The sequence below is a fragment of the Anaeromyxobacter sp. SG66 genome (assembly GCF_022690805.1).
Taxonomy (GTDB): Bacteria; Myxococcota; Myxococcia; order Myxococcales; family Anaeromyxobacteraceae; genus Anaeromyxobacter; species Anaeromyxobacter soli.
The window spans coordinates 1-20,142 of sequence record NZ_JALCZC010000077.1; the positions used below are offsets into that span (position 1 = coordinate 1).

General features: G+C 74.8%; 18 protein-coding genes and 1 pseudogene. 2 read left to right on the forward strand and 17 right to left on the reverse strand.

Going from position 1 to position 20,142, the window contains the following annotated elements:
• Nucleotides 1-592 precede the first annotated feature (592 nt).
• The 12 genes from gmk to MNZ39_RS17665 are packed head-to-tail and all read right to left on the reverse strand — an operon-like array spanning nucleotide 593 to nucleotide 12,349.
• A complete protein-coding gene (gene gmk / locus MNZ39_RS17610) occupies nucleotides 593-1,264 on the reverse strand; it encodes a guanylate kinase (protein WP_242340391.1) in 672 nt (223 codons plus the stop codon).
• Nucleotides 1,254-2,129, reverse strand: a complete 876-nt coding sequence (locus MNZ39_RS17615) for a YicC/YloC family endoribonuclease (protein WP_242340392.1) — start codon at nucleotides 2,127-2,129, stop codon at nucleotides 1,254-1,256. The genes gmk and MNZ39_RS17615 overlap by 11 nt, the downstream gene beginning before the upstream one ends.
• A 56-nt stretch (nucleotides 2,130-2,185) precedes the next feature.
• The gene (locus tag MNZ39_RS17620; RefSeq protein WP_242340393.1) at nucleotides 2,186-2,398 is read right to left on the reverse strand and encodes a Trm112 family protein; all 213 of its coding nucleotides are present in this window, start codon (nucleotides 2,396-2,398) and stop codon (nucleotides 2,186-2,188) included.
• Between the two features lie 21 nt (nucleotides 2,399-2,419).
• Nucleotides 2,420-3,553, reverse strand: a complete 1,134-nt coding sequence (locus MNZ39_RS17625) for a glycosyltransferase family 4 protein (protein ID WP_242340394.1) — start codon at nucleotides 3,551-3,553, stop codon at nucleotides 2,420-2,422.
• A 20-nt stretch (nucleotides 3,554-3,573) separates the two neighbouring features.
• Nucleotides 3,574-4,068 (reverse strand): adenylyltransferase/cytidyltransferase family protein, encoded by a 495-nt coding sequence (locus MNZ39_RS17630; protein ID WP_242340395.1) that lies wholly within the window; start codon nucleotides 4,066-4,068, stop codon nucleotides 3,574-3,576.
• A complete protein-coding gene (locus MNZ39_RS17635; RefSeq protein WP_242340396.1) occupies nucleotides 4,065-5,075 on the reverse strand; it encodes a bifunctional heptose 7-phosphate kinase/heptose 1-phosphate adenyltransferase in 1,011 nt (336 codons plus the stop codon). The genes MNZ39_RS17630 and MNZ39_RS17635 overlap by 4 nt, the downstream gene beginning before the upstream one ends.
• A 9-nt stretch (nucleotides 5,076-5,084) precedes the next feature.
• Nucleotides 5,085-5,999 (reverse strand): lysophospholipid acyltransferase family protein, encoded by a 915-nt coding sequence (locus tag MNZ39_RS17640; protein WP_242340397.1) that lies wholly within the window; start codon nucleotides 5,997-5,999, stop codon nucleotides 5,085-5,087.
• A gap of 5 nt (nucleotides 6,000-6,004) precedes the next feature.
• A complete protein-coding gene (gene lpxK, locus MNZ39_RS17645) occupies nucleotides 6,005-7,120 on the reverse strand; it encodes a tetraacyldisaccharide 4'-kinase (protein ID WP_242340398.1) in 1,116 nt (371 codons plus the stop codon).
• A complete protein-coding gene (locus MNZ39_RS17650; RefSeq protein WP_242340399.1) occupies nucleotides 7,117-8,115 on the reverse strand; it encodes a glycosyltransferase family 9 protein in 999 nt (332 codons plus the stop codon). The genes lpxK and MNZ39_RS17650 overlap by 4 nt, the downstream gene beginning before the upstream one ends.
• Nucleotides 8,112-9,392, reverse strand: coding sequence for a 3-deoxy-D-manno-octulosonic acid transferase (locus MNZ39_RS17655; RefSeq protein ID WP_242340409.1), 1,281 nt, complete (start codon nucleotides 9,390-9,392; stop codon nucleotides 8,112-8,114). Before MNZ39_RS17655 ends, MNZ39_RS17650 begins: the two co-directional genes overlap by 4 nt.
• 24 nt (nucleotides 9,393-9,416) lie before the next feature.
• On the reverse strand, nucleotides 9,417-10,511 hold the full coding sequence (locus tag MNZ39_RS17660) for a PHP domain-containing protein (RefSeq protein WP_242340400.1): 1,095 nt from the start codon (nucleotides 10,509-10,511) through the stop codon (nucleotides 9,417-9,419).
• 2 nt (nucleotides 10,512-10,513) lie between these two features.
• A complete protein-coding gene (locus MNZ39_RS17665; protein ID WP_242340401.1) occupies nucleotides 10,514-12,349 on the reverse strand; it encodes an ABC transporter ATP-binding protein in 1,836 nt (611 codons plus the stop codon).
• A gap of 189 nt (nucleotides 12,350-12,538) precedes the next feature.
• On the opposite strand from MNZ39_RS17665, the gene MNZ39_RS17670 reads away from it, so the two are divergent.
• Nucleotides 12,539-12,994 carry a hypothetical protein gene (locus MNZ39_RS17670; protein ID WP_242340402.1) on the forward strand — a complete coding sequence of 152 codons (456 nt, stop codon included), beginning with the start codon at nucleotides 12,539-12,541 and terminating at the stop codon, nucleotides 12,992-12,994.
• A gap of 44 nt (nucleotides 12,995-13,038) precedes the next feature.
• Here the strand turns inward: MNZ39_RS17670 and MNZ39_RS17675 are convergent, their stop codons facing one another.
• From MNZ39_RS17675 to lpxB, 5 genes are all read right to left on the reverse strand, one after another.
• Nucleotides 13,039-15,108, reverse strand: coding sequence for a translation factor GTPase family protein (locus MNZ39_RS17675; RefSeq protein ID WP_242340403.1), 2,070 nt, complete (start codon nucleotides 15,106-15,108; stop codon nucleotides 13,039-13,041).
• Nucleotides 15,109-15,249: 141 nt separating this feature from the next.
• The gene (locus tag MNZ39_RS17680; RefSeq protein ID WP_242340404.1) at nucleotides 15,250-16,947 is read right to left on the reverse strand and encodes an AMP-binding protein; all 1,698 of its coding nucleotides are present in this window, start codon (nucleotides 16,945-16,947) and stop codon (nucleotides 15,250-15,252) included.
• A gap of 84 nt (nucleotides 16,948-17,031) precedes the next feature.
• A complete protein-coding gene (locus tag MNZ39_RS17685) occupies nucleotides 17,032-17,682 on the reverse strand; it encodes a MarC family protein (RefSeq protein WP_242340405.1) in 651 nt (216 codons plus the stop codon).
• A gap of 43 nt (nucleotides 17,683-17,725) precedes the next feature.
• Complete coding sequence (locus MNZ39_RS17690; RefSeq protein ID WP_242340406.1) at nucleotides 17,726-18,466, reverse strand: polyprenol monophosphomannose synthase; 741 nt, start codon at nucleotides 18,464-18,466, stop codon at nucleotides 17,726-17,728.
• The gene (gene lpxB, locus MNZ39_RS17695) at nucleotides 18,463-19,596 is read right to left on the reverse strand and encodes a lipid-A-disaccharide synthase (RefSeq protein ID WP_242340407.1); all 1,134 of its coding nucleotides are present in this window, start codon (nucleotides 19,594-19,596) and stop codon (nucleotides 18,463-18,465) included. Before lpxB ends, MNZ39_RS17690 begins: the two co-directional genes overlap by 4 nt.
• A gap of 119 nt (nucleotides 19,597-19,715) precedes the next feature.
• Here lpxB and MNZ39_RS25025 point away from each other — a divergent pair.
• Nucleotides 19,716-20,142: pseudogene (locus MNZ39_RS25025) on the forward strand (tetratricopeptide repeat protein); the annotation flags it as partial.

Genomic DNA, 20,142 nt, shown 5'->3' on the forward strand with positions numbered 1-20,142 from the left:
CCGCATTCCGTCGTAGGCTTGCTATTCAGTTTTCAAAGACCGAACGAACCCTCCCGATCCGTCTCCGGCTCGGGCCTGACTTGCGCGGTGTCTCGAGGACAATCCGTTCCGTCAGCGAGGGCGGCGTGTTTAGCAGCTTGCCGTCCCAGTGTCCAGGGCTGATTCCGAGCAACTCGGAACCCGCCCTTTCGTGAGGGAGTCGGTTTCTAGCCGACCCGCCTCCGCCCGTCAAGCCCCTCGCGACGTTCAGCCGTGTCGCGTTCGAGCTCGAGGAGGGCGCAGCTTCTACCCTCCATCGGGCACCCCGTCAAGCGCGTCCGAATCATCCGTTCGGCCGAGCCTGGGAGGGGGCGTCTTGTAGCCGCCTCCCGGGGGTACGTCAAGGAAGAAACCCTGCTACTTCGGATGCTTGCTGCCGGGTTTCCACCAGAACCGGGGGCAGCTTCTACCCCCGCTCTCCCCTCCCGTCAAGCTGGCTCCGGATCGTGCTGTCCGCCGTCCGTGAGCCCGCCGCCGCGAGGGGTGCGCGTTGTACCCGCGTCCCGAGAGGGAGTCAAGCCGTCGAGGCCTCCTCCCCTCCCCTGCTCGCGCGTCAGCGCGCCCAGCCGCGCAGATCCGCGCGCTCGCGCAGGCAGCGCTCCGCGGTCTCCGCTGCGCCGGGATCGCGCCTCCCGGCGCGGCGCGCGCGCACGTGCGCGGCGATCGCGTCGAGCTTCGCGAGCGCGTCCTCGAGCTCGTCGTTCACCACGACGAACTCGTAGGTCTGGAGCCCGCGCGCGATCTCGTCGTGCGCGGCCGCGAGCCGCCGCCGGATCACGTCCTCGGCGTCGGTGGAGCGGCCGCGCAGCCGGCGCTCCAGCTCGGCCTCGTCGGGAGGGAGCACGAGCACCGTCGCCGCCGCGTCGGGCCAGGCCGCGCGGATCTGGGCGCCGCCCTGGACGTCGATGTCGAACAGCGCGATGCGTCCCGCCGCGAGCGCGGCGTCGACCGTGTGACGGAGCGTGCCGTAGCGCCTGGCGTGGACCTCCGCCCACTCGGCGAAGGCGCCCTCCCGGACGAGCTCGGCGAAGCGCTCCGGCGTGACGAAGTGGTAGTCCACCCCGTCGCGCTCGTCGCCGCGCGGCGCGCGCGTCGTCGCGGAGATCGAGAACACCGCGTCGGGGTGCGTCGCGCGGAAGCGGTGCGCGAGCGTGGTCTTGCCGGCGCCGGAGGGCGCGGAGAGGACGAGGAGCAGCCCGGGCGCGGGGGAGGCCTCACTCGACATTCTGCACCTGCTCGCGCATGCGCTCGATCTCGGCCTTGAGCGCGACGACCACGCCGGCGATCTCGGCGCTCTGCGACTTGGAGCCGACCGTGTTCACCTCGCGGTGCATCTCCTGGACGAGGAAGTCGAGCTTGCGCCCGGCGGGCTCGCCGCCCCCGAGGAGCGCGCGCACCTGCGCGGCGTGGCTCGCGAGGCGCGTGAGCTCCTCCGCGACGTCGCTCCGGTCGGCGAGCAGCGCGACCTCCTGCGCCAGCCGCGCCGGGTCGAGCGCCACCCCGCGCGCGAGCTCGGCGAGCCGCTCCTCGAGCCGCGCGCGGTGGTGCTCCACCGCCTGGGGCGCGAGCACCGCGACCCGCGCCGCCAGCGCCTCGACCGTCGCGAGCCGCGCGGCGAGATCGCGGGCCAGCGCCTCGCCCTCGCGGGCGCGCATCTCGAGGAGCGCCTCGAGCGCCGCCCCGAGGCCGGCCCGCAGGGCCTCGCGCGCGCCGTCGAGGTTCACGTCGCGCTCTTCGAGCCGCACCACGCCGTCCGCGGCGAGGATGTCGGCGAGCGTCGCGCCGGCGGCGAGGCCGAGGCGCGCCTGGAGCTCGGCGAAGGCGCGCGCGTACGCCTCGGCGAGCTGGACGTCCACCCGCGGCGCGAGGCCGCCCGCGCCCGAGGCGCGCCGGATCGACACGTCCACGCTCCCGCGCGCGAGCCGATCCTTCACGGCCTTCGCCGCCTCGAGCTCGAGCGCCGCGTACTCGCGCGGCAGCCGGACCTTCACCTCGCAGAACTTGTGGTTGACGGAGCGGACCTCGACGTCGAGCTCCTCGCCCGCGGCCGCGCCGTGGCCGGCGCCGTAGCCCGTCATGCTGCGGATCATCGCTCCACCCCGGGGCAATTCATGGGCGCGGACCGTAGCGTCGCCCACCGGGAGCGTCAAGGCGCGCCGCCGCCCTCTCCGGAGCGGCCGGGCGGACGATCGCCGAGCGGCCGCGCCTCGTCGAGCAGCATCACCGGGATGTCGTCCTCGATGCGGAAGACCAGCCGGCACGCGTGGCAGCGGATCTCCCGGAGCTCCTCGCGGAACTCGAGATCGCCCTTGCAGCGCGGGCAGGCGAGGATCTCCTTCAGCTCGGGCGCGAGCGCCATCGAAAACCTCCGGCGCGGAGATTACGCCGCGCGTCCGGCGGGCGGCAAGGCCAGGATCTCGGCGAGGAACGCGGCGATCGCGTCGCCTCGCGCGGTCTCCGTGAACGCGGTGGTCATGCGCTCGCGCGCGGCCCGCCCCATGGCCTTCGCGCGGGCAGGCGCGCCGAGGAGCTCCACGAGGGCGTCGGCGAGCGCGGCGACGTCGCCCTGCGGGACGAGGAGCCCCGTCGACCCGTCGACGATCGCCTCCGCGGGCGCGCCGAAGCGGTACGCCACCCCCGGCCGCCCCGCGGCCATGCCCTCGAGCAGCGCGCGGCAGGTGCCGTCGTTCCCCTCCGCGAGCAGCACCTTCGCGTCCAGCGTCCGGTACGCCGCGGCGAGCTCGGCCCCTGCCCGGTACCCGGCGAAGACGACGTTCCGCTGGAGCCCGCGGTGCGCGACCCGCACCCGGAGCGCCTCCTCCCCCTCCCCCCGCCCGACCACGACGAGCCGCGCCTCGGGGAGCCGGTCGGCCACCCCGCGGAAGGCGTCCACGAGATCCTCGTGGCCGCGGCCGGGCTTGATCCGCGAGACGATGCCGGCGACCGGCGCTCCGGCCGCGATGCCGAGCTCCTCGCGCAGGTCGGGGCCCTCCGGCGTGAACGTCCCCGCGTCCACCGCGCCGCGCGTGGCGAGCACCCGCGCCTCCGGGACGCGAAAGCGCTCGACGAGGACCCGCGCGTGGGCCTCGCACACCGCCACGAGGCCGTCGGTGCGCCGGAACGCGAGGCCCTGCACGCCGCCCCGGGCGAGGGCGCGCGCGGCGTGCACCGTCCGCACGACGCGCGCCCGGCCGCCGGCGCCCGCGGCGAGCAGCGCCAGCACGTGATCGTGCGAGAAGTTCGCGTGCAGCACGTCCACGCCCCCGCGCGCGAGCGCGGCGAGGCGTCCGACGTCGCGGAGGTAGCGGACGGGCCCGGACTTCGGGGAGAGCGCGAGGTCGCTGCGCACCGCGAGCCCCTCGGCGCGGAGCCGCTCGACGAGGTTGCCGGGGCGGAGCGTCTCGACCGCGAGCTCCACCTCGTGGCCGTGCGCGAGGAGCGCCCGCGCCACCGAGGCCATCGGCTCGGCCGGGCCGGTCCACCACGCCGACGAGAGGAGCTCCAGGACCCGCACGCCGGCCGCCGCGCGCCCGCCTACCGGCGCGTCGCCTCGAGCTTGCCGATGAGCTCGGTGGTGGAGTGGTCCTTGGGATCGCCCGCGACCGCCACGCGGCCGCCGTAGGAGCGCACCTCGGCCGCCTCGGGGATCGTGTCGGGCGTGTAGTCGGTGCCCTTCACCTGCACGTCCGGGCGGAGCGCGCGGATCACCGGGACCACGTCCTTCGAGTCGAAGAGGACCACGTGATCCACGCAGGTGAGCGCCTCGAGGATCTCGGCGCGCTCCGTCTCCGGGACGACCGGCCGCCCGGGCCCCTTGTTCGCGCGCGTGGAGGCGTCGCTGTTCACCGCGACGACGAGCAGGTCCGCCTCCGCCTTCGCGCCCTGCAGGTAGCGGAGGTGTCCCACGTGGAAGAGGTCGAAGACGCCGTTCGCGAGCGCGATGGTCCGGCCGGCCGCGGTCGCGGCGGCCCGCACGGCCGGGAGCTCGTCGAGGGCGACGCGCTTCGAGGCGCTCAAGTCGGACCTCATGGGCGGAGGAGCTCCGCGGCGAGCTCGTCGCGCGACACGGTGGCGGTCCCCGGCTTCTGCACGACGAGCGAGCCCGCCACGTTCGCGAGGCGCGCGGCCGTCACCGCATCGCCCCCTGCGGCGAGGCCCGCGCTGAAGGTGGCGGCGACGGTGTCGCCCGCGCCGGTCACGTCCACGGCGTCCTGGCTGCCGTGCGCGGGGACGTGCACGGGCGGCAGCCCCTTGCGGAAGACGGACATGCCGTTTCGCCCGCGGGTGACGAGCAGCACCTCGCAGTCCACGCGCTTCTGGAGGGTGCGCGCGGCGCGCTCGAGGGCGCCCGGCTCGCCGAGCGGCACGCCGGACGCCGCCTCGAGCTCGACCTCGTTCGGCTTCACCATGGTGAGGCCGGTGTAGGCGCGCAGCTGGTAGCGCGAGTCGACGCAGACCGGGACCCCGCCTCGCTTCAACCGGCGGAGCGCCTCGATGGCGTCGGCGTGAACCGTGCCCGAGCCGTAGTCGCTCGCGAGGATCGCCTGGGCCGAGCGCCCGTGCTTCTCGAGCTCGCGGACGAGCCGCTTCTGGACCGCCGCGGAGAGCGGCTCGCGGGGCGCGCGGTCGAGGCGGATCATCTGCTGGCGCCGGCTCGAGCGGCCGCCGGCCAGGATCCGCGTCTTCGCCTCGGTGGGACGGCCCGCGACGCGGATCAGCCCCGAGACGTCGATGCCGCCGCCCTCGAGCTCGTCGAGGAGCGCGGTGCCGAGCGCGTCGTCCCCGACGACCCCCACGGCGCGGACCTTCACGCCGAGCGCGGCGAGGTTCTGCGCGGCGTTGCCGGCCCCGCCGGCCTTCAGCTCGGAGGCCTCGTAGCGCACGATGAGGACCGGCGCCTCGCGGCTGATCCGCTCCGTCTCGCCGTAGACGTACTCGTCCGCGACGAAGTCGCCCACCACCACCACCTCGGTCCGCGCGAACGAGGGGAGCAGGCCGGCGAGCGAGGGCAGGAGGTTTTCCCGGGGGCGGCGCACGCGCGTTTCCTACCGCGCGCCGTCCGCGCGCGTCAATGCGGAGGCGGCCGCCGGGGGACCCGCGGCCTCGCCCTCCGGCCGCGTCTTCCACCGGCGGTGGAGCCAGTACCAGCGGTCGGGGTAGAGGCGGATCCAGCGCTCGAGCCGGTCGTTCAGATCCTGCATGAACGCGAGCGCGTCCGCGTCTCGGTCGCCGGTGTCGGGCACCGCGAGGGGCCCCTCGATGACGACCTTGTGGCGCCCGTCGCCGAGCGGGACGGAGACCGTGAAGACCACGGCCGCCCCGGTGCGCATCGCGAGCAGCGCCGGGGTCGCGGCGGTCGCGGCCGGGACGCCGAAGAAGGTCGGGAAGATGGCGCGCCGGCGCGGCTGGTTCTGGTCGATGACGTAGCCGAGCACGCGCCCCGCCTTGAGCGAGCGGATCGCGGCCGAGAGCGTGCTGCCCCGCGTGACCACGAGATCCTCGACGCCGGCGCGGAGCCGCGCCTTTCGCCAGAGGTCGTTCGCGCCCGACTTGCCCATCTCGCGCGTGATCATGGTGATGGGGACGCCGCGCAGCGTGTGGGCGGCGGCCAGCACCTCGAAGTTCCCGAAGTGCCCGGTCGCGGCGATGACCCCCTTCCCGCGCGCGCGCGCCTCCTCGAACCGGTCCCAGCCCTCGTGCACGAAGATGCCCTCGAGCTCCTCGGGCGAGAGGGACGGCACGCGGAAGAAGTCCGGGATCATCTGCCCGAAGTTGCGGTAGGTGCGGCGCGCGATGTCTCTGCGCTCGCCCTCGGTCTTCTCGGGGAAGGCGAGCCGGAGGTTGTCGAGCACCACGCGCCGGCGGATCCGGCTCGTCCAGGCGAGCCAGCCGAGGGCTGCGCCGAGCGCCGCGACGACGCGGGGCGGGAGGCGGGCGAGGAAGAAGCCGAGGAGGCGCATGCGAGTCACCCAGCGCTGCGAGAGGAACCGGCGTGGACCGTGAGCGCTGCGTCGAGGACCTCGGCGAGGACCGCCTCCCCCCGGACGAGTTCCGCGTCGATGCGCACCGCGCACAGGCGCGGCTCGGCGGCGCGGGCCGGCGCGAGCCGGACGGCGTCCTTCTCGGTCATGACCACGCGCGCGCGGGCGGCCTCCGCGGCGCGGAGGACGTCGTCGAGCTCGCGCTCGGTGAACCGGTGGTGGTCGGGGAAGGCCCGCTCCGCGACCACCTCGGCGCCGAGCCCGGCGAGGGTGCCGAGGAACGCGCCGGGCCGCGCGAGCCCGGACACGGCGATCACGCGCTCCCCGCGCAGCGCGCCGAGGCCGAGGCTCCGCCCGAGCGTCCCGTCGACCACGTCGACCGGCGCGTGCCGCGACTCGACCGGCGCGCGGCCGGTGGCGTCGAGCGCCAGCGCGCGCAGCGCCGTGAGCGCCGCCGCGTCCGCCCCGTCCACCCGGGAGAGCCAGACGAGCCCCGCGCGCCGGATCGCCCCGCGAGGCTCGCGGTTCGGGCCGCGCGGCAGCAGGTGCCCGTTGCCGAACGGATTCGCGGCGTCGAGCACCACGACGTCGAGGTCGCGCGCGAGGGCGCGGTGCTGGAACCCGTCGTCGAGGACGAGGGCGTCGGCGCCGAGCGTGGCGACCGCGAGAGCGGCGAGCGCGGCGCGGCGGGGACCGCACAGCACGGCGACGCCCGGCAGCCGGCGCGCGAGGAGCGCCGGCTCGTCGCCCGCCTCGTCCGCGCCGAGGAGCGTCCGCACCCCGTCGGAGACGACGCGCGGGTCGGCGCGCGACGCGCCGTAGCCGCGCGAGAGCACCGCCACGCGCCGGCCGCGCGCGGCGAGCCGGCTCGCGACCGCGATGGCGGCGGGCGTCTTGCCGGCGCCGCCGACCGCGACGTTGCCGATCGACACGACCGGAACGCCGGCGCGCGCCTGGGCGAGCAGCCCGCGGTCGTAGAGCGCGCCGCGGGCCGCGGCGCCCACCCGGAACAGGCCCTCCGCGAGGACGAGCGGCGCGAGCAGCGCGGTCTCGCCGGGCGCGGCGCGGGGTCGCCACCAGATCCGCTCCACGAGGCTCATCGGGCGAGCAGCTCGCGGGACGCCGCGAGCACGGCCTCGGGCGCGAGATCGCGCAGGCAGCGGTGGTGGCCCTCGGGGCAGTAGTCCCCTCCGTGGTTCGAGCACGGGGCGCAGGCGAGCGCCAGCGAGAGCGACCGCCCTGGCGCGGGCGGTCCCCAGCGCGCCGCCGAGGTCGGGCCGAAGAGCGCGAGCGCCGGGACGCCGACCGCCGTGGCGAGGTGCACGGGGCCCGAGTCGCACGCGACGAGGAGCCGGACGCGGGAGAGCGCGGCGGCGAGCGCGTCGAGCGGCAGGAACGAGAGGTCGGCGGCCACCTCGCAGCGGGCGGCGGCGCGGAAGGCGGCGAACGCGTCGCGGTCGCCCGGCCCGCCGCACAGCACGATCCGGTGGCCCTCGGCGGCGAGCGCGTCGGCGACCGCGGCGAACCGCTCCGCCGCCCAGCGCTTCGTGGCCCAGCGGGCGCCCGGGGCGACGGCGACGATGGAGCCGTCCACCGCGCCGAGCGCGTCGTCGGCGAGGGCCCGCGCCTGCGCCGAGAGCGCGACCTTCATCCGGCCGGGCTCGCCGATGCCGAACGGCGCGAGGGCCTCCGCGTAGAGGCGGGTCTGGTGCGCGCGCACGAGCGGCGGGTCCGCCCCGAAGACCGACCGCAGCGCCTGCAGCGCGGAGCGGCGGCGGAAGGCGGCGCGCATCGGCGCGGCGGCGCGCGCCACGAGGACGCTGCGGGCCTTGTGCTGGAGGTCGATCGCGACGTCGAACCGGCCGCGCAGGCTCGAGGCGAGCCCCCACGCGCCGTTCGTGCCGTCGCGCCCGAGCCGGTGGACCTGGGCGAGCTCCGGCAGCCCCTCGAGCAGCGGCGCGTAGAGCGCGTCCGTCACCCACTCGATCCGCGCCGCGGGGAAGCGCCGGCGCAGGGGCTCGAGGACGCTCGTCGCGAGGACGACGTCCCCGAGCGCGCTGTAGCGGACGACGAGGATGCTCGCCGGATCCGTCACGCCGCCGCCTTTCCACGCGGGAGCATGGAGAGCATGTGCTCGACGTTGCGGGCGCTCGCGCCGCGGATCGACGTCACCGAGCCGCGCGCCAGCGCGCCGAGCTCCTCGAGCTGGTCGGGCCGCGAGAGCAGCTCCTCGGCCACCTTGAGGAGCTGCTCGGGCGAGGCGACCTGGATCCCGCCGCGCCCCTGCAGCACCTGCACCGAGTCCTTGAAGTTCTCCATGTGCGGCCCGAACAGCACGGGCTTCCCCTGCGCCGCGGGCTCGAGCACGTTCTGCCCGCCGCGCGTGACGAAGCTGCCGCCGACGAAGACCAGCGTCGCGAGGCGGTAGGCGATCGAGAGCTCGCCGATGGTGTCGAGCAGCGTGACCTGCGCGTGGCCCGCGGGCGCGCCGCCGCTGCGCAGGCGGACGCCGAGCCCCGCCTCCGCCGCGAGCGCCATGATCTTGCCGCAGCGCTCGAGGTAGCGCGGCGCGATGACGAGCTGGAGGCGCGGGTGGCGCTCGAGCAGCCCCTTGTACACGCCGAGGACGAGCTCCTCCTCGCCCTCGTGGGTGGAGCCGGCCATGAAGACGGGCGCGGTCGGGTCGAGGCCCATCTCCGCGCGGAGCGCCTGCTCCTTGCCCTCCGCGCCTTCGAGCACGAGCGCGTCGAACTTGGTGTTCCCGGTGACCCACACGCGATCGGGGGCGGCGCCGAGCGCGAGCGCCCGCTCCGCCTCCTCGTCCGAGCGCATGAGGAAGCAGTCGATGCGGCGGAGGGGGTTCCGGATGGCGCGGAACATCGCCCGGTAGCGCGAGAGCTTCGCCGGGTTGAAGCGGCCGTTCGTGAGCGCGATCCGCACCCCCGCCTTGCGGGCGGCGCGGATGAGGTTCGGCCAGATCTCCGTGTACTCGAGCACCAGGAGGTCGGGCTTCAGCGCCGCGACCGCGCGCCGGGTCGCGCCGAACAGATCGTACGGCGCGTACAGCACCACGTCGGCCTCGGCGAGCTTCTTCCGCGCCATCTCCTGGCCGCTGTTCGTGATGGTGGTGACGATGATGCAGGAGCCCGGCAGGCGCCGCTTCAGCTCCCGCATCATCGGCTGGAGCGAGAGGAGGTCGCCGGCGCTCGCGCCGTGCAGCCAGACCCGCGGGCTGCCCCGGCCGAGGTCGAGGCCGCGCCGGTAGAGGCCGAGGCGCTGGGCGATGCCGTGGCGCAGCTTCGGGTGCGTGAGCAGCACCGGCAGCGCGAAGACGAAGAGCGCGTAGCTCGCGATGACGTAGACGAGGTGCAGGGCGGGACCTCTCGTGGGGCGCTTTTACTCGATGCGCAAGGGGTTCGTGAAGATCCACGGCCGGCCGTCGATCCGGGCCTCCACGCGGTAGTCGCCGGGGGCGCACCGGCCGTCGCAGCGGAACGCGGCGCCGTCCGCGTCCGGGGCGAGCGCGCCCGCGGGGCGGCCGTCGCGCAGGAGCGCGAACCGGGCGCGCGGATCGGGGGGCGCGCCGAGCGACAGCGCGATCGTCTCCGGGTCGGGGCGCCCGAGCCGGACGCGCGCCGCCGGCGCGACGCCGTCGAAGACGCACGCCGCGCTGCCGTCGAGGAGCGCCGCGGTCACCGCGCGCGCGTCGGCCTCCGCGTCCCCGCTCCGGCGCACGGGCACGCGCATCGAGAACGCCTCGAAGGCCGCGCGGTAGCCCGGGTAGCCGTGCGCGTCGGCCGAGCACAGGAGCACGCGGACCTCGCCGCGGCCGCGCGCGGCGCCCTCCTCGGCGTCGAAGCGCGCGAGCTCGTCCGCGGGATCGGCGGCGAGCGCGAGCACGGCGCCGGCGCCGTCGAAGGGCAGCGCCGCCGCTGCGCGCACCACCTTGCTGGCCGCGCGATCGGTCACCACGCGGTACCAGGACGTGTCGTTCGAGACGACCTCGAAGCCGCGCCACGGCCCCCGACCCCAGCCGGTGAAGGGCCGGCGCGGGTGGAACGGGTGCGCCAGCACCGCCTGGCCGCCGAGCGCGGCGATCGCGCCGAGGGGATCGCGGACGCGCTCCTCCCGCGTGAGCGCGCGCGGCACCCCGAGCGCCACCACGTGTCCGTAGGGGGTCGAGACCTCGGTGGCGGGCACCACGAGGACGCCGTCGAGGTACTCCGCCCGCTCCGGGGCGCGGACGTTGTGATCGGTGACCACGACGAAGTCGAGGCCCGCGGCGCGCACCGCGGCGACCACCTCCGCGAGCGAGCCGCGGCCGTCGCTCGCGGTGGTGTGCACGTGGTAGGCGCCGCGCAGCCCCTCCCGCGCCGCGTCGGCGTGCGCGGCCCCGGAGCGGCGCAGCGTGCGCTCCCGGAGCGCCATCGCGCCGAACCCCGCGTAGCCGGCGAGGAGGAGGACGACCGCGGCGAGGACGATCCGCTTCAAGCCTAGCCCGCGCTCACGCGCGCCTCCGCGCGCGCCTCGCCCTCGAAGATCCGGTGGAGGCGCGCGTACTCGCCGCCGCGCGCGACGAGCTCGTCGTGGGTGCCGAGCTCGACCACGCGCCCGCCGGAGAGGACCACGATGCGGTCGGCGTTCCGCACCGTCGAGAGGCGGTGCGCGATGACGAGCGTGGTGCGGCGGCGTCCGCCCTCGATGGCCATGAGGGAGTCGAGCGCGCGCTGCACCTCGCGCTCGCTCTCCGCGTCGAGCGCGCTCGTCGCCTCGTCGAGCACGAGGATGGGCGCGTCCTTGAGGAAGGCGCGGGCGATCGCGATCCGCTGCCGCTGCCCGCCCGAGAGGAGGACCCCCTTCTCCCCCACGCGGGTGTCGTACCCGTGAGGCAGCGCCTCGATGAAGCCGTGCGCCTGCGCGAGCCGCGCCGCGCGCTCCACGTCGGCCTGCGCCACCTCGGGACGGCCGTAGGCGATGTTCGCGCGGATGGTGTCGTTGAAGAGCACCGTCTCCTGCGTCACGAGCGCGAGCTGGGCGCGCAGGCTCGCGAGCGTCACGTCGCGGACGTCCTTCCCGTCGACGGTGATCCGGCCGTCGGTGACGTCCCAGAAGCGCGGCAGGAGGTTCGCGACGGTCGTCTTGCCGCCTCCGGACGAGCCGACGAGCGCCACCACCTCGCCCTTGCGGATCTCGAGGTCGAGGCCGTGCAGCACCGGGCGATCGCCGTACGCGAAGGCCACCCGCTCGTAGCGGATCGCCTCCGCGAACCGCGGGAGGACCTCGCGGCCGTCGTCCGGCACGGCGGAGGGCGTGTCGAGGATCTCGAAGATCCGGTCGCCGGCCGCCGCGCCCTGCATCGCGATCTGCCCGACGCGCCCGAGCTGCTTCACGGGCGTGTAGAGGAGGAGCACCGCCGCCACGAAGGAGAAGAACTTCCCCGGCTCGAGCTCCCCCGCCAGGATCCGCCCGCCGACCCACCAGATCGCGGCCGCGAGCCCCGCCGCCCCCATGATCTCCATGAGCGGCGACGAGAAGGCCCGGACGAGATAGCTGCGGCGCAGGATCCGGATGAGCTTCCCGTTCGCCTCGGCGAAGCGGCCGGACTCCCAGCGCTCCATCCCGTAGGCCTGCACGACCCGCATCCCGCTCACCGCCTCCTGCACCATCTCGGACAGCTCGCCGGCGGTGGACTGGGCGTGGCCCGTGACGCGCTTCAGCCGCTTCGCGAGGCGCACGACCGGCAGGAGCGTGACGGGGACCGCGCCGAAGGCGACGAGCGACATGCGCCAGTCGAGGACGAAGCACGAGACGAGCATCACGATGACGGTGAGCCCGTCGCGCAGGTAGCTCGGGATCGCGTTCGAGACGGCGGTCTCGACCGAGAGCACGTCCGCCGAGAAGCGCTGGAGGATGTCGCCGGAGTGGCGGCGCGTGTAGAAGCCGGGCGACAGCCGCAGGAGGTGGTCGAAGAGGGCGCGGCGGACGTCCGCGATCATCCGCTGCCCGACCATCCCCATCAGGTAGAACTGCCCGAAGTAGGCCACGCCCTTCAGCGCGGCGACGCCGACGATGATCGCGGGCAGGATGCCGAGGATGGTCGAGCGGTCCAGCCGGGCGAGCTGGCCCGCGACGTCCCACGACGCCGGCACGAACTTGGCGAGGCTGCCGAGGGCCCGCGGGTCCCCGCGGAACAGGAACTCGAGCGCCGGCCCGAGCAGGTACACGTAGGCGGCCGTCGTGACCGACAGGATCGCCATGCAGAGGATGGCGACGGCGAGCGTCAGCTTGTACGGCGCGACGAAGCGGAGGAGTCTCAGGTACGAGCGCAAGGCGCGGCCATCCTATGCCAGAACGTCCGCGGGGGGCAGGACGACGCTACCCCGTCCGGGCGGCACCCTCACCCACCCGGCCGCCCGCCCGGCCGCCTGCCGCCCCCACTGGCCCGGTTGACCCACCCTCGCCGCCGGCGCCGAATCGGATCGTGGGCGCGGCCCACGCCGCGCGCCACGGAGGTCGCAATGGCGAGGACGGTGGAGCAGAGGCGGAACCCGGCGGGCGTCGAGCACTGCATCGCGATCACGGGCAAGGGCACGCCCGGCGGCACGGCGCTCGAGGAGGCGATCGAGGCGGTGACGAGGACCGCGGCGGTGCTGGCGGCGGCCAAGAAGAAGGGCGGGAACCTGTTCCGCCCGGGCGCGCCCGAGGTCCGGCTGCGTCCGGCCGGCGAGGGTGATCGCGGGAGCGGGGGCTTCACGGTGCTCGTGCGCGTCCCCGACTTCGTGAGCGCGCGCGACGCGCGCGAGGCGGCGCACGAGGCCGCGGAGCGTCGGCCCGCCGCCAAGGCCGTGAGGCTCGTCGCGGTGGGCGCGGCGGCGCTGCGCGGCGGCGGGCGGCCGGGCCGCGACCGGCAGCCGAGCGGGATCCGTCGCACGCGCTCGGGGCCGCAGCACCGGGCCCGCGAGACGCTGCGCTGAGCGACGGGTCGCGCTCGCGACGACCGTCGCAGCGCGCGGCTCGCTCACTCCTCGAGGCCCTTCACCTTCCCCTCCGCCCGCCGCCGCTCGATGATCTTCTGCGCGATGGGCGGCGGGACGGGGTCGTAGTGCGAGGCCTCCATCGTGAAGTACCCGACGCCCTGCGTGAGCGAGCGGAGGTCGGCGTCGTAGGTCATCGCCTCGGCGTGCGGGCAGAGGGCGCGGACGAGCACCCCGCGCGCGAGCGGCTCCATGCCCTGCACCTTCGCGCGCCGGCTGTTCAGGTCGCCCATCACCGCGCCGACGTACTCCTCGGGGACGCGCACCTCGAGCTTCATCACGGGCTCGAGGAGGATCGGGCGCGCCTCGAGGACGGCCTTCTTGAACGCCATCGAGCCCGCCACCTGGAACGCCATGTCGGAGCTGTCCACGTCGTGGTAGCTGCCGAACACGAGCCTCGCCCTGAAGTCGACGACCGGGTAGCCGGCGAGCGGCCCGGAGTGCAGGGCGCCGCGGATCCCCTTCTCGACCGAGGGGATGAACTGGCGCGGGACCACGCCGCCGACGATGGCGTCCTCGAACTCGAACCCCTCCCCGCGCGCCTTCGGCACGAGCTCGACGTGGGCGTCGCCGTACTGCCCGTGCCCGCCGGTCTGCCGCTTGAACTTGCCCTGCGCCTTGGCCGGCGCGGTGATGGTCTCGAGATACGCGGGCGTCGGGGGCGCGAGCGTGACCTCGACGCCGTGCTTGCGCTTCACGCGCTCCACCGTCACCTCGATGTGCGCCTGCCCCATGCCCTGGAGGAGCATCTCGCCCGTGTCCGGGGAGCGGGCCAGCTCGAGCGAGGGGTCCTCCTCGATGAGCTTCTGCAGCGCCGCGGCGGCCTTGTCGTCGCCGGCCTTCGCGTGGACGGCGTACGACACCGGCCGGGTGTGCTGCGCGAAGTGCGGCAGGAGGATGGGGGCGGCCGGGTCGCACAGCGTGTCGCCGGTGTGCGCGTCCTTCAGCTTCATGAGCACGACGAACTCGCCGGGTCCCGCCTCGGGCACCTCCGCCGTCTGCGCCCCGTCGGTGCGGTGCAGGTGCGAGACGCGCTCCTCGCTGCGGGTCCTGGGGTTCATCACGTTCGCGTCGTGCTTCAGGGTGCCGGAGAACACCCGGACGTAGTCGACGCGCCCGGCGAAGTGGTCGATGGTCGTCTTGAACACCTGCCCGCAGAACGGCGCCTCGGGGGTGGCGGGGCGCGTCACCTCCTTGCCGGCGAGGTCCTTGCCCTTCACCTCGCGCGCCTCGGGGCCCGGGACGATCCCAACGACGAGGTCGAGCAGCTCGCGGACGCCGACGCCGCTCTTCGCGCACGTGCACGCGACGACGAGGATGCGCTGCTCGGCTGCGCCCCGGGCGAGGCCGCGCGCGATCTCCTCCTCCGAGAGCGACCCGCCCTCGAGGTACTTCCCGAGCAGCTCGTCGTCCGACTCCGCGGCGGCCTCGACGAGCGCGGTGCGGAGGCGCTCCGCCTCGGCCGAGAGCTCGCCGGGGATCGCGCCCTCCTCGTACCGGCCCTTGCCGTCGTGCAGGTGAGCCTTCATCGAGACGAGGTCCACGAGGCCGGCGCACTTGCCGCCGCGCAGGATCGGGAGCTGGACCGGGACCGGCTTCACCTTGAGCGAGGACTCCACGTCGGCGAGCGTCCTCGCGAAGTCGGCCTGCTCGTGGTCGAGCCGGGTGATCACCGCGATCGCCGGGCGGCCCGAGTCGGCGAGCACGTCGTACGCGCGCTCGGCCCGGTTGTGCGCGCCGTCGGCGGCCGAGAGGGCGAGCACCGCGCCATCGGTCACCTGCAGCGCCCACTCCACCTCGGTGAGGAACGCGGCGAACCCCGGGCAGTCGAGCACGTGGAACGCCCGTCCGCCCTCCTCGAAGCTCTCGGGGTGGAGCGCCAGCGTGAAGTTTCGCTTCTTCTCCTCGGGCTCGGCGTCGAGGCGCGAGGTGGAGGCTTCGCCCGGGGGCCGCTTCGGATCGGCGATGCGCCAGAGCGCCTCGACGAGGGCGGTCTTGCCCGCCCCGTCGGCGCCGATGATGGAGAAGGTGCGGATCACGCGGGAGTTGGCCATGTCGTGTCTCCGGCTTCCCCGCGCCCCGGGGCGCGGGCGTGTGCGTTGAAGGATGCAACGAGACGCATGCGCGGCGCCACGTGTTCTTCACCGCGCGGCAGACGCGGCCCGAGAGGGCCGCGCCCGTTCGTCGCGCCCGCGTCAATCGCCCCTGGCGATCTCCGGGAAGTCGTCCTGCCAGAACTCGCGCGGGCCCCGCGGTGCCCCGGGCTCGCGGCCCTGCTCGCGGCGCCGCAGCTCGACCCGCCGGATCTTGCCCGAGACGGTCTTGGGCAGCTCCGAGAACTCCAGGCGGCGGACGCGCTTGTACGGCGCGAGCCTCCGGCGCAGGAACCGGAAGAGCTCGAGCGCGAGCTCGCGGTCCGGCGCGCGCCCCGGCTTGAGGATGATGAACGCCTTGGGGACGAGGCCGCGCACCGCGTCGGGGCTCGGCACGACGGCCGCCTCCGCGACGGCGTCGTGCTCGATGAGCGCGCTCTCGAGCTCGAAGGGGCTGATCCGGTAATCCGAGCTCTTGAAGACGTCGTCGGCCCGCCCGACGTAGGTCACGTACCCGCCCGCGTCCCGGGCGGCGACGTCGCCCGTGTGGTAATGGCCGTGGCGCGTCGTGAACTCGTTCAGGTTGGGGTCCTGCTCGTAGCCCGCCATGACGCCGGCCGGGCGCGGGTCGAGCGTGATGGAGAGCTCGCCCTCGGGCGCGTCGTTCCCCTCCTCGTCGAGCAGCGCGATGCGGTAGCCCGGCAGCGGGCGGCCCATCGAGCCGGGCTTGAGCGGCTGGCCCGGCGAGTTGCCGATCTGCGCCGTGGTCTCGGTCTGGCCGTAGCCGTCGCGGATCGTCACGCCCCAGGCCTTCCGGACCTTCTCGATCACCTCGGGGTTGAGCGGCTCGCCCGCCGAGAGCGCCTCGCGGACCTTCACCTGGTGGCGGGAGAGATCCTCGAGGATGAGCATGCGCCAGACGGTGGGCGGCGCGCACAGGGTCGTGATCTGGTGCCGCTCCAGGACGCCGAGCGTCTCGCGCGGCACGAACCTCGCGTAGTTGTGCACGAACACCGTCGCCCCGGCGTTGAACGGCGCGAAGAAGCTCGACCAGGCGTGCTTCGCCCAGCCCGGCGACGAGACGTTCATGTGCACGTCGCCCTCCCGCAGGCCGATCCAGTACATCGTCGAGAGGTGGCCCACCGGGTAGCTGCGCTGGGTGTGCACGACGAGCTTCGGCTTCGCGGTGGTGCCGCTCGTGAAGTAGAGCAGCACCGGGTCCGAGGACATCGTCTCGCCGTGCGGGATGAACAGCGACGACTCGTCGTAAGCGAGCTCGAACGGGATCCAGCCCGGCACCTGCTCGCCCACGACGTGCCGCGCGAACCCGCCGTCGAGCGCCCGCATCTTCTCCGCGCCGGCGGGGTCCGTCACGACGTGGCGCACCCGGCCGCGCTCCACGCGATCGACGAGGTCCTCCGGCGTGAGCAGCGTGCTCGCCGGGATGACGCACGCGCCGAGCTTCATGGCCGCGAGCATTACCTCCCAGATCTGCACGCAGTTCGGCAGCATCATGAGGATGCGATCGCCGCGCTCGACGCCGTGGCGGCGGAGGTAGATCGCGACGCGGTTGGAGCGCTCCGCCAGCTCGGCGTACGAGAGGCGCACCTCCGCGCCGTACTCCTCCACGAGGTGCAGCGCCGTCCGCGGGTTGCCGTCCGCGACGATGTCGAACCAGTCGAGCGCCCAGTTGAAGCGATCGAGGGCCGGCCAGCGGAACTCCCGGTAGGCGGTCTCGTAGTCCTCGCGGTGCTGCACGAGGAAGTCGCGGGCGCGGCGGAAGCTCTCCGTGGACGACATGCGGGCCTCCCGGGGTGGAGGCCGAGTGTGACAGACGGCCACAGGGCATTGCGAGACGCCCCGCCCGTCCCGTCCGGGTGCTCGCTAGGGACCCAGCAGGCGTCCGGCGAAGGACTCGGACAGCCCATCGAGCATGAACTGGATGCCGATGGCGACGAGCAGCAGGCCCGCCGCGCGCTCGAGGATGGCGAGGCCGGTCCGCCCCAGCACGCGCTCCGTCCGCGTGGCGCCTGCGAGGACCACGTAGCTCCCCGCGGCGGTGAGCGCGATCGCGACCAGCACGGGGATGGCGTGCCACCAGGGCCCGCTCCGCGCGCGCGCCATGAGGACGACGGCGGTCGCGATGCTCCCCGGCCCGGCGAGCAGCGGCATCGCGAGCGGCACGATGGCGATGTCCTCCTTGTCGGCGCCCGCCTCCACCTCACCCTCGGTGATGCGCGTCCTGGACGGCTGGGTGCGGATCATGTCGAGCGCGAGGAGGAGCAGCACGACCCCGCCGGCGATCTTGAACGCGCCGAGGCTGATGCCGAGCAGCTTGAAGATCCAGGCGCCGGCGAGCGCGAACGCGGCGAGCACGAGGCCGGCGGCGATGGCCGCGCGGAGCGCGATGACGCGCCGCTCCTCCGCGCTGTGCCGCCTCGTCATCGCGAGGAAGAACGGCACCGCAGAGAACGGATCGACGACGAAGAAGATCGCCGAGAACGAGACGAGGCCGAGGCCGAGGAGCTCACCCATGACGAGGCGGGCGGAAGATACCGCGGACGGCCGCGGCGCGGGGCTACTTCTCGGGCGCGGCGCGGCGCGCGAACCCCGAGCGGCGGATCGACCAGACCTTGCGCACCGCCTCGATCACGATCCGGCGCGACATCTTCGACTGCCCCACCCGCCGGTCCGCGAAGACGATCGGCACCTCCACCACCCGGAACCCCCGCCGGAGCGCGCGGTAGGTGAGCTCGATCTGGAACGCGTAGCCCGAGCACTCGACGCTCGGCAGGTCGATCGCCTCGAGCACCTCGCGCCGGAAGCACTTGAACCCGCCGGTGAGGTCGCGCACGCGCACGCCGAGGATGGTCCGCGCGTAGAGGCTGCCCCCGCGCGAGATGAGCTTGCGGCCGAGGCCCCAGTTCACCGTCCCGCCGCCCGGGACGTAGCGCGAGCCGAGCACGAGGTCGGCGTCGCTGCGGGCGCGAGCGAGCAGGGCCGGCAGGTAGCGCGGGTCGTGCGAGAAGTCGGCGTCCATCTCGAGCACGTAGGCGTACCCGCGCGAGAGCGCCCAGTCGAAGGCGGCGAGGTACGCCCTCCCGAGCCCCTGCTTCGCGGCGCGGTGGAGCACGTGGACGCGCGGCTCGCGCGCGGCGAGCCGGTCGGCGAGCTCGCCCGTGCCGTCCGGCGAGCTGTCGTCCACGACGAGCACGTCCACGTCCGGCGTGGCGGCGAGGATGCCCGCGACGATGGGCTCGAGGTTCTCGCGCTCGTCGTAGGTGGGGAGGCAGACGATCGCCGGGCGCCGCTCCGTCATGACATCACCCCCACGATCTCCTCCGCCACGCGCCGGGGCGCGCCGGGCTCGCCGAGCGAGTCGCGCACCTCCTGCAGCGCCGCGAGCTGCGCGTCGCGCACCGCGCGATCGCCGAGGAGCCGCTCGATCTCCGCGGCCATGCGCGCCGGGCTCGCCTCTCCCTGCAGGAGCTCGGGGACGACGCTTCGGCCGGCGAGGATGTTGACGAGCGCGAAGTGCGCGATGCGCACGAGCATCCTGCCGAGCGCGTACGTGAGCCAGGAGAGCCGGTACACCACGACCATCGGCCGGAGCATGATCGCGGTCTCGAGCGTGGAGGTGCCGCTCTTCACGATGGCGGCGTCGCTCGCGCCCACCACCTCCTCGGTGCGCCCGTCGACGAGCTTCACCTCGATGGTGCGGTGCACGGCGAGGTACGGCTCGAGCGCGGCGCGCGGGAGGGTCGGGGCGACCGGCACCACGAACTGCGCGTCGGGGTGGACGGCCTTGATCCGCTCGGCGGCCTCGAGCATGGGCGCGAAGAGGCGCTTCAGCTCCGACGCGCGGCTCCCCGGCACGAGCGCGACGGTGGTCCGGCCGTTCGCGAGCCCGAGGGCGGCGCGGTAGCGGTCCGGGGCCTCCGGCGGCGGCCGCTCCGCGAAGGGGTGCCCGACGAAGCGCGCCCGGACGCCGGTGCCCTCGTAGAAGCTCGGCTCGAACGGGAGGATGCAGAGCATCCGGTCGACGACCTTCGCGATCTTCTTCGCCCTGCCCTTCCGCCACGCCCAGATGGTGGGCGAGACGTAGTAGACGACGGGGATCCCGAGCTTCTTGAGCTTCGCCGCGAGGCGGAGGTTGAAGTCCGGGAGGTCGACGAGCAGGGCCGCCTTGGGGCGGCGCTCGGCGGCGGCGCGCGCGAGCAGGCGCAGGATCCCGAGGATCCGCGGCAGCCGCGGCAGCACCTCGGCGACCCCCATCACCGAGATGTCCTCCGCCGGCGCGAGCACCTCGAGCCCCGCGGCGCGCAGCCGCGGACCGCCGACCCCGAACGCGTGGATCCCGGGCCGCAGCGCCGCGAGCTCCTCGAGCGCGCGCGCCGCGTGCAGATCGGCGCTCGCCTCGCCGGCGACGATGAGGATCTCCTCGGACAAGCCGGCGGGTCATAACACGCACGCCTGGGCGGTCCAACGGTCCCAGGGGTCGGTGTGGGCACCCGGCGCCACGAAGATCGCGGTGGAGCCCCGCGCCGGTGCGTGGCTAACATCCCCCCGTGCCGCTCTTCCGCCGCCGGCCGCGCACGCGAGCCGAGATCGTCGCCGCCGCCGACCGCGCCCGGGCGCGCGGACGCATCCGCAAGGCGGTGGCCGGGTACCGCGAGGCCCTCCGCAACGACCCCGAGGACCCCTCGCTGAACGTGAAGCTCGCTCCGCTGCTCGCGCGCCTCGGCCAGGGCGCCGAGGGCGCCCGCTGCTTCCGCCGCGCGGCGGAGCGCCACCTCGCCGCGGGGTTCACCGATCGCGCCGCAGCGGTGTGCGCCACGGCGACCGGGGTGTTCCCCCTCGAGCCCGCCTTCCGCGTCGAGCTCGCCCGTCTGCACGCGCTGCGGGGCCGCCGGGCCGACGCGGTGGGTGCCCTCGTGGACGGCGGGCGCGCGCTCGCCCGGGCGCGGCGCCGCCCGGCCGCCGTGTCGCTCCTGC